Genomic DNA, 12,651 nt, shown 5'->3' with positions numbered 1-12,651 from the left:
CTCAAAACCCAAAACTGATCCCCTCTTGACAAGCGGAGTCATATCAACTGTCAGAAATTGAACGAAAAGGACGATTACCTCATTCTCGCGCCGAGGCGTTCCGTACTCGCGTTATTCCGACCGTAGTCATGCATCTAGCCATTGTCCGGCGGAGCGCCGTCCGGTGAATCCGCGAACAGTGTGTGATGCACATTGCGCAGATGCGCGCGCATCGCATTTTTCGCCGCGCGCGCGTCGCGATTCAGGATCGCCTCGCCAATTCGTCTATGGTCCGCGTTCAGCGCGACAGGAATGTTCTCGTCGGCATAAAAGGTCTCGAGATGAGTGAACATGGGGCTGTAGCGCTTGTTCCAGAGAACCGTCATCACCTCGGTCAGCACCGCGTTACCGGTCATTTCGCTGATAAGCAAGTGAAAGCGCTTGTCCTCGTCGAGAAACGCGGCGTTGTTCACCGATTGCGCCTCCAGCATGCCGATGGTTCGCGCCAGCGCTTCTCGCTGCGCATCAGTGCCGTTTTTGGCTGCAAGCGCGGCGATCTCGCCCTCGATCACCGCGCGCGCGGACAGCAAGTCCGCCGCGCTGAACTCCGCGTCCATCAGCGCGGGCTCGATGCGGGCTTCGCCGGGGTGACGGACGAACACGCCGGTGCCGGTGCGGATTTCGACCCAGCCTGCTATCTCGAGTGCGATCAGCGCTTCGCGCACCGACGACCGGCCAACCCCAAGTTGTTTCGACAGTTCGCGCTCGGCCGGCAATGCCTGCCCTTGTTGAAACGTGCCGTCCTTGATAAATCCGATGAGCAACGTCGAAATCTTCTGGTACAAGCGCTCCGCTTTGAGGCTCGGCAGTTCCATCTCTTCACTCCGTCAACTGAATTGCGCGCCCAAAAGTAAGCCGCTATACTGTTTTTGCGGTCTAGTGGCCTGACCACCCGACCAAAAAATTGCTTTTTGTAAGCATAGCATCCCTTCGGGACGGGTCCTTAATAGGCAACGGCATGAAGATGACTTTTCGGTGGTTCGGCCGGGACGACCCCGTCTCGCTGGACTATATCCGTCAGATCCCGGGCATGTACGGCATTGTTTCGGCCATCTACGACGTGCCTGTCGGGGAAGTCTGGCCGCCCGAGAAAATCGTCGAACTGAAGGCCACCGTCCACTCGGCGGGCCTGGCAATCGATGTGATCGAGAGCGTGCCGGTTCATGAAGACATCAAGCTTGGCAAGCCCTCGCGGGACGCATTGATTTCGAATTACGCGCGCACGCTGCGCAATCTGGGCGCGGCCGGAATCAAGGTCGTTTGCTACAACTTCATGCCGGTGTTCGACTGGACCCGGACCACGCTTGCGAAGTGCCTGCCCGACGGTTCGACCACGCTTGCGTTCGACGTGGACACGGTCGCCAGCATCAATCCCGACGACGGAATCCAGTTGCCCGGCTGGGATTTGAGCTACGACGCAGGCCAATTGCGCGCGCTGCTGGCCGAATATGCGTCCTGCAGTGAAGAGCGCCTCTGGGCAAACCTCGAATACTTCTTACAGCGCGTTATTCCCGTGGCGGAGGAAGCCGGAATCCGCATGGCAATCCATCCTGACGATCCGCCGCGACCCATTTTCGGCTTGCCGCGTATCGTCAAGAATCGCGCGGATCTTGAACGCGTACTTTCCATCGTGGATAGCCCGGCGAACGGGCTCACGTTATGTTCCGGCTCGCTCGGCGCAGATACCGCGAACGACGTCGCCGCGATGGTCCGGGAATTCGCCGCCCGGGGATGCATCCCGTTTGCGCACATGCGCAACGTCAAGGTGAACGATAAAGGCGATTTCCATGAGACCGCGCATCGAACGGCTGATGGTTCGCTCGACATGGCGGCGATCATGCAGGCCTACAGCGATGCGGATTACACCGGGTATATCCGTCCGGACCACGGCCGAATGATATGGGGCGAGACGGGCAAGCCAGGTTATGGCCTCTACGATCGCGCCCTCGGCGCGGTCTATCTGAACGGGCTCTGGGAAGGCATCCGCAAGGCAAGGGAGCTGGCCTAGCCCCAACTCGGCATCAAAATCGGAAACGCTGTCATAACAGGAGACAAATGGATGATCGGTTCAGGAAGGCATGTGTGCGCCGTGCTCGCGCTGGCGTCGTGCATGGTGGCGTCTTCGGCGCACGCACAGGTGGCGGCTGGCGATACGTCGCAAAAGAAGATCGCACTGTCCAATAGCTTCGCGGGCAACGCCTGGCGGCAATCGATGCTCAAGAGCTGGGCTGCGGTATCGACTGTTGCGGTGCAGGAAAAGAAAGTCGCCGCCGCGCCTGCGTTTACGACCGCCGAGAACCAGGTGACGGAGCAGGCCCAGCAGATCCAGAACCTGATTCTGCAGGGCTATAACGCGATCGTGATCGACGCCGTCTCGCCCACCGCGCTCAACGGTACGATCAAGAAGGCTTGCTCCGCCGGCGTCGTCGTGGTGTCGTTCGACGGCATTGTCGATGAACCGTGCGCGTATCGTGTTAATTTCGATTTCCGCGGCTGGGGCGAGGCGGGCGTCGACTATCTCGCCAAACGTCTGAACGGCAGGGGCAATATTCTCGAAGTGCGAGGCGTGGCGGGGATCTCCGTCGATAACCTCATGCACGAGGGTGTGCTCGCGGGACTGAAGAAGTACCCGGGCATGAAGCTCGTCGGTTCGGTGAACGGCGACTGGACGCAATCGGTGGCGCAGAAGGCGGTGGCCGGCATCCTGCCGACGCTGCCGCAAGTCGATGGTGTGGCGACCGAAGGCGAGATGTCGTTCGGCATTGCGCAGGCCTTCACGGCGGCCAACCGGCCGGTGCCGCCGATGATTATTGGCAGCACGTATGCGGAGCTCAACTGGTGGAACGAGCAGTCGAAAAACGGCTATCAGTCGCGTTCACTGTCGAATCCCCCGGGCGCGGTATCGTTTGCATTCTGGGTGGCGCAGCAGGTGTTGGCCGGCAAGAATATCCCGAAGGACGTGACCATCAATGTGCCGCTCCTCGATATTTCGCAGGAACAGTTGCAGGCGAAGCTCTCGGCGACGCCGCAGGGCGGCATCAGCGACGTGACCTACACGTTGCCGCAAACGGTCGCGCTGCTCAGCAAGAAGTAAGCTGAATGCGCCCGCCCGCGGCGGGCGCATGAGCCCGACCCAGGCGGTTATGTGGTGTCGGAACCAGACATGCGGAGCATGTGAATGGGCGAAATAAAAAATACGCCAGAGACGGAAGAGACAGGGCGCGAGGCGCTGATCCGGTTCCATGGCATCGGCAAGACATTCGGCCGCGTGCGCGCGCTGACTGACATCAACTTCAGCTTCCTGCGGGGCGAGTGCGTAGGCATCGCCGGGCATAACGGCGCCGGAAAATCGACGCTCATGGCCGTGCTCGCGGGCGTCTTCGAACCTACGCAAGGGCACATCGAGGTCGATGGCGAGTCGTTGCCGGGCTACGACGCCAACGCCGCGCGCCACGCCGGCGTGCGCTGCGTGTTCCAGGAGTTGTCGCTCTGCGCGAACTTGAGCATCGCCGAGAACATGTGCATCGTGCATCCGCAACTGCGTGGGCGCAGTTGGCGGCGGCGGGCGACCGCTCTCATGCGTGCGAAGCTGGAAGAAATCTTTCCCGGCAACGGATTGAGCGGCAACGAACTGGTCTCCGACCTCACGCTCACGCAGCGGCAGATGGTCGAGATCGCCCGGGGTTTCACTATCACCGATACCCCCGTGCGTCTCGTGATTCTCGACGAACCCACCTCGTCGCTCGATGCGCATACCGCGGAACAGTTGCTTGCCTTCGTGCGCAAGGCTGCGCAGGGCGGCATCACGTGCCTGCTTATCACTCACATGCTCGGCGAGATACAGCGTGTGGCGGACCGCGTGATAGTGATGCGCGACGGGAGCATTGTCAGCGTGCTCGCGCGGGACAATCTCAGCCGCAAAGCGATCATCCTTGCGATGGGCCAGCACCTCGAGGTCGACAAGGCGTCGGCCGACCAGCGTGCGCGCCTTCAACGCGCCGACGGCCCGGAGTACCAATGGGCGCTCGGCGCGGGACGGCGAACGAAGATCGACGCTTCGCGCGGCGAGGTGATCGGCTTTGCGGGGCTCGCGGGACAAGGGCAGACGGAGGCGCTGCTAGCCATCTACGAAGCCGCTACCAGCCGCGGAGCTGGTCGCGCGAAAGTGGCTTTCGTGGCAGGCGATCGCGGGCGCGACGGTGTGTTTCCCGTTTGGTCGATCGCGCAGAACCTCGACCTCCGCTGGTTGAGCGGCGGTATGGCTGAAGCGGGCAGGGCCGGGGCGAAGCGCTTGCCGATTCGAGGGCTCGTGGATTTTGCGGCGGCGCGCGCGGTCGTCGAGGCGTGGCGCGTGAAGATCGGGATTCGCGGTGCATCGATGAACGCGGGCATTCTCTCGCTGTCCGGCGGTAACCAGCAAAAGGTGCTGTTCGCACGCGCGCTCGCTTCGGATGCCGATCTGATCCTGATGGACGATCCCACTCGCGGTGTCGATGTCGGCACCAAACGAGACATCTATCAACTCGTGCGCGACGAAGCGGCGAAGGGCCGCACCTTCATCTGGTACACGACCGAGAACGAAGAACTGACGTATTGTGACCGGACCTATGTGTTTCGTTCGGCATCTGTCACGCGCCTGCTGCACGCCGACGAATGCACGGAGGAAGCACTCCTGGCCGCCAGTTTCGAGGAGCATGCCCCTTGACGTTTGCGATTACCCAGGCGCGATTGCGCGCGTTGCTTCCGGCCATCTCGCTGGTCGCCGTGCTCGTGCCGATCCTGTGCCTGCAGCCAGCAACGATGAGCTATTTCGGTTCGAGCCTGTTGCTGAACCTTGCCGTGCCTATCGTGCTCGCGACGCTCGCTCAACTCGCGATCATCACGGTCAACGACCTGGATTTATCGATCGGGCCATTTGTGAGCCTCGTGGCCTGCATTGGCGCGACCCTGCTGGTGAAGCAGCCGTGGCTCGGCGTACTGACGCTGGTGGGCTGCGTGCTGGCGTACGCAGCGGTCGGGGCGCTGATCGAGCTGCGGCAGATTCCATCGATTGTGGTGACCCTTGGCCTGGCGTTCGTCTGGAGCGGGCTCGCGATCGTGTTGCTGCCCTCCCCGGGCGGCACGAGCCCCGAGTGGCTCGGCACGGCGATGAACTACCAGACACCGTGGATCGCAGCACCTATCGTCTGGTCCGCCCTGATCGCAGTGCTTGGGCATCTGTTACTGATGCGCACGTCGGCGGGCGTCCGGATTCGCGGAGCCGGGGGAAATCCACGCGCGATGCGTCGTTTCGGCTGGTCGCTCGTGCGCAGCAAGGCGACGCTTTACGGCATCGCGGGTTTGTTCGGCGTTTTGTCGGGTTTGTCGCTTCTGGGCCTGACCACCTCTGCCGATGCCAATCTCGCTTTGCGTTATACGCTGCTGTCGATTGCGGCCGTGATCCTGGGCGGCGGGGAATTCGTCGGCGGGCGCGTGTCGGTGATCGGTGCGGTGCTGGGCGCGATCACGCTGACGCTTGCCGCGTCGTTTCTCGCATTCCTGAATATTTCGTCGGACTGGCAAGTCGGCATGCAAGGGGCGATCCTGATCGTCGTGCTGTCGTTGCGCGTGATGCTGCAACGCGGAGACCACCAATGAGCCCGCAAACATCCAGCGAAGTGCGCAGCGATAAAGAAGCGACCGTTGCGCTGGTGCCCAGATCCGGCTGGTTGGCCCGGCTCAAAAGCGTTCAGGCGCCGTGGGCCTGGTCGTTCGCGGGTGCGGTTCTGGTCTGGCTGGCCATCGTCTTGATCTTCGGGTTTTCGATTGCGACCAACGTGGCCCAGACGGCGCTGGTGTACGGCGTTTTCATGGTGCTGGTGGGTCTCGGGCAGATGCTTGTCATCACGTCCGGCGTGGGCAACATCGACTTGTCGGTGCCGTCCACGATCGCACTCGCGGGCGTTGTCAGCATGCACGTGATGAACGGGTTGAACGGCCAGATCGTGCTGGGCTTCGCGGCGGTGCTCGGCGTGGGTATCGCGGTCGGGCTCGCCAATTACGCGCTGATCCGCCTGCTTCGCATTCCGCCGATCATCGCGACGTTGTCGTCCAGCTTCATAATCCAGTCGCTGGCAATCACGCAGGGGCGTCAATTGCCGCCGCCGCCTGCTGCGCTCGGGGCGTTTGCAGCCGGTCGCCTCGCGCAGATCCCGTACATTGCACTGGCGGCGTTTGTGTTGTCGCTTGCGCTCGCGTTGCTGCTGCATCGTTCCATCTACGGCCGCCGGCTTTCCGCCATCGGACAGAACTCGCGCGCTGCATGGCTCGCAGGCGTCGATGTGCATTGGACGCGTTGCATTGCCTACGTGCTGTCATCGGTGATTGCGGCGGTCACCGCGCTGCTGCTCGCGGCGGTCTCCGGCGGCGCGTCGCTCGACATGGGCGTGGAGTACATGTTGATATCGATCGCCGTTGTCGTGATCGGCGGCACGCTCGTCACAGGCGGCAAGCCGACCATCGCCGGGGTCTGGGGTGCATCGATGTTCCTGTTTCTCACGAATGCCGTACTCAATGCGGTCGGCGCCGATTCGGGCGTGCGCTCGGTGGTGTACGGTTTGCTGATCATTGTCGTAACGGTCGCGGCCGGCGGCAAGGCGTTGCGATAAAAGCGCGTTCAAAAGGACAAGATAGTGAAATCTGACGAACTTGAAGTACACGATCCCCGTTTTCGCACGCTGGTCCAGCCTAATGCGCCACTGCAAAGGCTCACCGACGAATGCCTGTGGGCCGAGGGGCCGGTGTACTTTCCGGCGACCGACTTGCTGATCTGGAGTGATATCCCCAACAACCGCATGTTGCGATGGGCGCCGGGCATGGGCGTGGGCGTCTACCGGTCCAACTCCAATTACAGCAACGGCAATACGCGCGACCGCGAAGGACGCCTGTTAAGCTGCGAGCACGGCGGCCGTCAAGTCACGCGCACGGAGCACGATGGCAGCGTTGTCGTGCTCGCGTCGCATTACGAAGGCCGGCGACTGAATTCCCCGAACGATCTTGTTGTTGATTCGCACGGCGCGATCTGGTTCACCGATCCTGACTATGGAATCCTGAGCGATTACGAAGGCTTTCGCGCATCGAGCGAAATCGGTAGTTGCAATGTGTATTGTGTTTCGCCAGACGATGGACGCGTGTGCCTCGTTGCCAACGACTTCGTTAAGCCTAATGGACTTGCGTTTTCGCCGGACGAAGCACGTCTGTACATTGCGGACTCCGGTGCGTCGCATGATGTGGATGGGCCGCGCCATATCCGCGTCTTCGACGTCGCCAGCGGCGGAGCGTTGCGCAACGGACGCATATTCGTGGAGATGGAAAGCGGCGTGCCGGATGGCCTGAGGACGGACGAACACGGCAATGTATGGACGAGTGCGGAAGACGGTGTGCACTGCTATGCGCCAGATGGCACCTTGCTCGGCAAGATCCTGATTCTCGAAACGGTGGCCAACCTGACCTTTGGCGGCCTGAGCCGCAACCGGCTGTTCATTACAGCGAGTTCATCGGTGTATGCGCTGCATGTTGGTGTTCGGGGCGCCGCACGCTGAAGCAGAAACAACGTACAGCGCCGGCCAATCAAGCCGGCCGGCGCTTGTGGATTCGTTACTTGCCTGCCACGACTGCAACCACTTCCTCGCGCGTGTATTCCTTGTTCGCGAGCGAGCCCGGCGGCGTTTTTGCCAGCACGGCGTCGAGCTCTTCCGGCTTCACTTGGAGCACGGGCATACGGATGTCGTGCGGCATCTTCTTGCCTGCCAGCAATTGCTGCGTCACCCAGAATGCAAACGTCGACGCACCCGGCGGAATGGTTACCGACATGGTTTCATAGCCGCTCTTCTTCTGATCGGCCCACCACGCGAGTTCTTCCTGGCGATTGCCGAGGATGATGATCGGTGTCGGCCTGCCGGCTGCCTTCAGCGCCTGTGCTGTGCCGAAACCATCGCCGCCTTGCGTGAGGACGCCGTCGATTTTCGGCAACGTCGGCAAGATGCTCGCCACTTCTTTCTGCGCGACTGTTTGTGTCCAGTCGCCATGTACCGATCCGACTACCTTCAGACCCGGATACTTTTTGAGCTCCTCGACCATGCCTTGATGAATCTCGTCGTCGACCGACACGCCGGCCAGTCCGCGGATCTCGAGCAGGTCGCCCTTGCCATTGAGTCGCTTCGCCAGATAATCCACCTGCATTCTGCCCACGCCCTGGAAGTCGACGGCGATTCGGTATGCGCAAGGCTCGGTTGCGATGCCGTCGAACGACACGACCGTCACGCCCGCGGCGCACGCCTGCTTGATCACGCCGTTAAGCGCGGTGGGGGACACAGCGTCGACCGTTATTGCCTTGAAGCCCTGGAGAATCAGGTTCTGGATTTGCTGGACTTGCTCGGTCGCCTGGCTTTCGGCCGTGGTAAATGTGGGTGCGGCTGCCACCACTTTCTGTTTGACTGCGACGTCCGCGACGTCGGACCAACTCTTGAGCATCATCTGACGCCAGCTGTTGCCGGCGTAGTTATTCGATAGCGCGATTTTCAGTGACGATGTATCGCCTGTTGCCACTTGGGCTGACGCCGACATCGCGAACCCGGCAAAAAACGCGACGCTGAAAATCTTGCAAGCCAGTCTGCTTGATCGCACGTGCTGTCTCCTTTCGTATGTAATGTGATTCAAGCGCCGACGACGGTTCGAGCCGCGCTCGTCACTGCATCATTTTGCCGGATTTGAGGGCATACGTGCCATGACTATCGAGGTATTTCGGACGCCGGCACAAAGAGGGCGATGAAAGAAAGCCTGCGAACTCACGTGACGAACCGGCCTTCTCGAATGCGATGCACCAGTTCGATGCCTGATTGATATTGTCAAGTTGAAGAACGGTACGCACGGTCTGCGAGGCTTGCTGACGGAGTGCGGCGAGGTTATGGGCTGCGGGCGTGCGACTCTGGACAAGGCGATACCGGAAGTGTTCGGCCGTATTGCAGAGCGCCTGCCATCGGCGCTGATCAACACGTTGCGCGAACAATGGAACGGGCTGGCAAAGCTGGACGAACAGATTGCAAATATCGAGCGGCGTATGCGCGAGTGGAAGAAGGAAGACAAGGCTGTGAAGGCGATCAGCGAGATTCCTGGCGTGGGACTGCTTACAGCGCCGGTAGCAGCAGCGATGATGGATGATGCGAAATCGTTCAGGTCGGGCCGTGAGTTTGCCGCATGGGCAGGGCTCGTACCGAAGCAAACCGGCACCGGCGGCAAGGTGACCCTGCACGGGTATTGTCGGGTAGCTGGGCGCGGTTACCCGCGTCCAACGGGTCGTGCAGGCAGTGTCGCGTCGACTCGGTTCAAACCGCTTCGACGCATGCGTAGGTGTCTATCTGACGGAGAGCCACAGCACGCCGACCGCGATGGTCAGGACGGTCAGTGGCGGGCCCACCTTGAAGTAGCTCCCGAAGGCGTCCTTCGCTTTCACTCGCTCCGATAACGATATGCGCCATCACGTCGACAGTCAGCGGCAACGGCGATGTCGGCGCCGATCCTAACAGGCTCGTTGTCATTCGAGACGTACTCCGAAGTATCGATTCGTCTGGCGTTGCCCGTCGGAAGTTCGTCGCTTTGCGTAGTGCCGGATGCGTTGCAGGTGTGCTTGCGGAAAAAATAGCGATAAAAGAACTATCGTGGACCGAGCCAACTTTGGTCAAGGGAACGTGCCGGAAGGAGCCGAGCGTACAGGTCATCGCAAACTACGCGGATGGATCGCCCGCGAATGTGTTCTGTGCTCTTCAAAGGTGAGACCTAAGGGGCCGTCGCACTGCACGTTGGTGCAGGAACGACGGATGTCCGGCCAACCTACTAGAAGCGCGTTCTCAAGCCAATACGAGGTATTTTGCGTGGAGCGCCTTCGTGGCTGCCGTCGATCGAAACGACGTGAAATTTCTTGGTGCTCAACGCCGGCTCGTATCGGTTTCGGCAACATGTCCGTGCCACCAACTGGTTATTCTTCACGCCAGATTCGCCGGGTTCGTGGGAGACGTCTTCAGTGATTAGATTGGCAGAATATCCGTACGTGTCCAATCGTGACCGTATCTGAACGCGCGCGGATGTGAAGGTGCTGAACGCGATTTATAGTGGGTTCAGATGACGTCGGCGTGAAGCCGATAGGCAACGACCCATGGCAACAGTTCGTCGGTGCGATTGACTCGGTTGACGGGATACTCTGCAATGAGAATATGCGCGCGCTTCCCGTGCTAACCCTTTGAGTGGGCGTTCCATCGGGGTAAGAGGGGGTGCACTGCTCGCGGGTGGGGACTCCAAAACCGGCAGGCGACGACACCGACGCCTGCTATTGACGCCCGACCCCTCGCTCACGCGCAAGCGGATAAGCGCGCATCGCCAGCCTGCTCGCCTTTGCCGAAAACGCGTTCCACGAACCGTCATCGTGCCGGAAGAAAACGATGGCGGATCCGACCGACCTTAACCTCCCCATGCTGTCACTTTCGGTCCGAAACGCCGGAATTTCGGTTGCCTAATAGACAAATTTTCGAAATAAATTGCCGCCAAAGCATCGCCCATCCGTCGCGCCCAAACGCCGAACTCAATTGCGCCTGCGCGACGCCAGCGCGCCGAGGCTAGAAACTCAGGGTTTCGTGTGCCTTGACGATGTCGCCGGCCACGGTCTCGATCTGTTCGCGTTTGAGCATCGCCTGTGAGCGCAGCAGCTGATACGCATCTTCTTCAGACATGCCGCGCGAGTCCATTACGATCCGGGTGGCCTGCTGGATCACCCGAACTTTCGCCTGCTTCTGCTCAAGCCGCTCGATGTATCGCTCACGTGCGCGGGATGCCTTGAATTGTGTGAGCGCGACGGCGATGGCGGTCAATAACCCAAACGAGCGGACCGGCGACGGGATCGTAGCGAACGCATTCAACCGCAGCACCGCTTCGATGGTGATCGGATTTTCGTAAGTCACGACCGGAATTACAGGCGGCGACGTGCTGGTTCCGAGCCACGGATAATCGACTGACAGCGTCTCAGGACGCATCGCCATGACGACGAGGCCGGTGTCGCAAGGCAGGCTATCGAGGCGCGGCCAACATACCTGCACCTCACAACCGATGCGCTGAAGCTGCGCGAGCAACTCTTCACCGTCCTGATCCTGCGGATGAATCACAACGACTTTTAGCGAACGCAGGTCGCGCAGGATCACCGGCGTCTGCGCGGTCCCCTTCATCGATCCGCTCCCGCGCGCGCGAGTTGAGGATGCGCGTGCGCGGTCCACGCTGGCGTGCTGTGAGAGACGACGTAGGGATCCGCCTTCACGCGTTCGGGCGCGCGCCCGATGATATCGAAACGGCCATGCGCGTCGACCCGGCCGATCAACGGGTGCAGGTATGTGTGGTTATTGTGCTCGTCGATACGCACGCGGCCTTGCGGCGCGTCGAATTCGAGTCCGGGCAACACGCGCAGCAACAGCGTCGGGTCGTCGGAGCCGACGCGGCGGATCGCATCCGCGAGCAGATGCACCTGGAAATAGGAGGCTTCCCAGCACATATTGGTCGGCTGATCGTCGCCGAAGCGAGCCTGATAGCGGGCGACGGCGCCGAGGTTCGCGGCTGTATCCACACTCTGGAAGTACGCGGCTGAGGTGATGTGTCCTTGTGCGAGGTCGTTTCCCATTACTGCGATTTCGGCTTCACTGGTCATGTGGCTAGCGATAGGTGTGCGGTACGGATCGAGCCCGACCTGCGCAAACGCACGGTACAGATGCGGAATGCCTTCTCCCACTACCGTGGAGAAAATGAAGTCGGGTGCGAGTTGCTTGATCCGCTTTGCGGCATCCAGATAACTCTCCCACGGCGCATCGAGCGACAGATAGGTTTCGTCCACCTTTTCTCCGCCGCGTTCGAGAATCAGATCGCTCATCACGCGATTCGACTCGTATGGGCACACATAGTCTGAACCGATCATGCTCACGCGTGAGCCGAACTGCGTGAGCATGAAACTGGCGAGCGGCAAGGTGTTCTGATTTGGCGCCGCGCCAGTGTAGATCACATTACGGCTGTATTCGAAGCCTTCATACGGAGTCGCATAGAAGAGCAGCGCATTGTGCCGTTCGACAATCGGAATGACCGCCTTGCGCGTGCTGGACATGTAACAGCCAACGATGATCCGAACCCGGTGTTCGAGAATCAATTGTTCTGCGAGGTCGGCATAACGCCGCGGCTGGCATTGCGGATCTAAACAGACGAGTTCAATCTCGCGTCCGGACACGCCGCCTGCGCGATTGATCTCCTCCACTGCAAGCATTGTGGCTTGCAGTTGAGTGAGTTCCGCGGCCGAGGTTACGCCTGAGCGTGAATACAGGACGCCAATTCTGATTGGGTCCGAGGTACGGCTGGCATCAATACGAGTCATTCGTCAAAACCAATGGTCGCCAGGGAAGTGCACTGTTTGTGCGTGTAGCACGTGACTGGTGCGCACTCGCACTGACTTTGTGCGGTGCTCAAGCAGTCAGTCGCGCAAAGTGCTTTATTTATAATGCCTCCCGAGTTGACCGGGACGCAACTAATCAATTTGCACCCGCTGCGCAAAAG

At 60.6% G+C, this 12,651-nt stretch carries 10 protein-coding genes and 1 pseudogene; 7 read left to right on the top strand and 4 right to left on the bottom strand.

The genetic code is table 11. The features are described from left to right. Window positions 1-134: 134 nt before the first annotated feature. Window positions 135-854, bottom strand: a complete 720-nt coding sequence (locus tag P0D96_RS43170; RefSeq protein ID WP_408181577.1) for a FadR/GntR family transcriptional regulator — start codon at window positions 852-854, stop codon at window positions 135-137. Window positions 855-997: 143 nt separating this feature from the next. Here P0D96_RS43170 and uxuA point away from each other — a divergent pair, with 143 nt between their 5' ends. The 6 genes from uxuA (at window position 998) to P0D96_RS43140 (ending at window position 7,619) form a co-directional block, all read left to right on the top strand. Next, a complete protein-coding gene (gene uxuA / locus P0D96_RS43165; protein WP_408320062.1) occupies window positions 998-2,047 on the top strand; it encodes a mannonate dehydratase in 1,050 nt (349 codons plus the stop codon). Between the two features lie 51 nt (window positions 2,048-2,098). Beyond that, window positions 2,099-3,133, top strand: coding sequence for an ABC transporter substrate-binding protein (locus P0D96_RS43160; protein WP_408320060.1), 1,035 nt, complete (start codon window positions 2,099-2,101; stop codon window positions 3,131-3,133). 84 nt (window positions 3,134-3,217) lie between these two features. Continuing rightward, window positions 3,218-4,744 carry an ATP-binding cassette domain-containing protein gene (locus tag P0D96_RS43155; protein ID WP_408320058.1) on the top strand — a complete coding sequence of 509 codons (1,527 nt, stop codon included), beginning with the start codon at window positions 3,218-3,220 and terminating at the stop codon, window positions 4,742-4,744. After that, window positions 4,741-5,676, top strand: coding sequence for an ABC transporter permease (locus P0D96_RS43150; RefSeq protein ID WP_408320056.1), 936 nt, complete (start codon window positions 4,741-4,743; stop codon window positions 5,674-5,676). The genes P0D96_RS43155 and P0D96_RS43150 overlap by 4 nt, the downstream gene beginning before the upstream one ends. Further along, the gene (locus P0D96_RS43145) at window positions 5,673-6,686 is read left to right on the top strand and encodes an ABC transporter permease (protein WP_408320054.1); all 1,014 of its coding nucleotides are present in this window, start codon (window positions 5,673-5,675) and stop codon (window positions 6,684-6,686) included. The genes P0D96_RS43150 and P0D96_RS43145 overlap by 4 nt, the downstream gene beginning before the upstream one ends. Window positions 6,687-6,710: 24 nt before the next feature. Continuing rightward, window positions 6,711-7,619, top strand: coding sequence for an SMP-30/gluconolactonase/LRE family protein (locus P0D96_RS43140; RefSeq protein WP_408320052.1), 909 nt, complete (start codon window positions 6,711-6,713; stop codon window positions 7,617-7,619). A 55-nt stretch (window positions 7,620-7,674) separates the two neighbouring features. Here the strand turns inward: P0D96_RS43140 and P0D96_RS43135 are convergent, their stop codons facing one another. Further along, the gene (locus P0D96_RS43135) at window positions 7,675-8,643 is read right to left on the bottom strand and encodes an ABC transporter substrate-binding protein (RefSeq protein ID WP_408181636.1); all 969 of its coding nucleotides are present in this window, start codon (window positions 8,641-8,643) and stop codon (window positions 7,675-7,677) included. A 301-nt stretch (window positions 8,644-8,944) separates the two neighbouring features. Between P0D96_RS43135 and P0D96_RS43130 the strand changes: the two are divergent. After that, window positions 8,945-9,541: pseudogene (locus tag P0D96_RS43130) on the top strand (transposase); the annotation flags it as partial. Window positions 9,542-10,685: 1,144 nt separating this feature from the next. Here P0D96_RS43130 and P0D96_RS43125 read toward each other — a convergent pair. Further along, window positions 10,686-11,288 carry an ANTAR domain-containing response regulator gene (locus P0D96_RS43125; RefSeq protein ID WP_408287980.1) on the bottom strand — a complete coding sequence of 201 codons (603 nt, stop codon included), beginning with the start codon at window positions 11,286-11,288 and terminating at the stop codon, window positions 10,686-10,688. Continuing rightward, entirely contained in the window at window positions 11,285-12,472 is a 1,188-nt protein-coding gene (locus P0D96_RS43120; RefSeq protein WP_408287983.1) for a transporter substrate-binding domain-containing protein, read from the bottom strand. The genes P0D96_RS43125 and P0D96_RS43120 overlap by 4 nt, the downstream gene beginning before the upstream one ends. Window positions 12,473-12,651 lie beyond the last annotated feature (179 nt).

Source organism: Paraburkholderia sp. RL17-347-BIC-D (assembly GCF_046027915.1).
GTDB lineage: Bacteria > Pseudomonadota > Gammaproteobacteria > Burkholderiales > Burkholderiaceae > Paraburkholderia.
This window is presented reverse-complemented; position numbering and strand designations above follow the sequence as displayed.

Bases quoted from the DNA above. Each gene is read 5' to 3' on its own strand.
- P0D96_RS43155 (WP_408320058.1), top strand. From the start codon at position 3,218: ATGGGCGAAATAAAAAATACGCCAGAGACGGAAGAGACAGGGCGCGAG.
- P0D96_RS43160 (WP_408320060.1), top strand. From the start codon at position 2,099: ATGATCGGTTCAGGAAGGCATGTGTGCGCCGTGCTCGCGCTGGCGTCG.
- P0D96_RS43145 (WP_408320054.1), top strand. From the start codon at position 5,673: ATGAGCCCGCAAACATCCAGCGAAGTGCGCAGCGATAAAGAAGCGACC.
- P0D96_RS43170 (WP_408181577.1), bottom strand. From the start codon at position 854: ATGGAACTGCCGAGCCTCAAAGCGGAGCGCTTGTACCAGAAGATTTCG.
- P0D96_RS43135 (WP_408181636.1), bottom strand. From the start codon at position 8,643: ATGTCGGCGTCAGCCCAAGTGGCAACAGGCGATACATCGTCACTGAAA.
- P0D96_RS43120 (WP_408287983.1), bottom strand. From the start codon at position 12,472: ATGACTCGTATTGATGCCAGCCGTACCTCGGACCCAATCAGAATTGGC.
- P0D96_RS43125 (WP_408287980.1), bottom strand. From the start codon at position 11,288: ATGAAGGGGACCGCGCAGACGCCGGTGATCCTGCGCGACCTGCGTTCG.
- uxuA (WP_408320062.1), top strand. From the start codon at position 998: ATGAAGATGACTTTTCGGTGGTTCGGCCGGGACGACCCCGTCTCGCTG.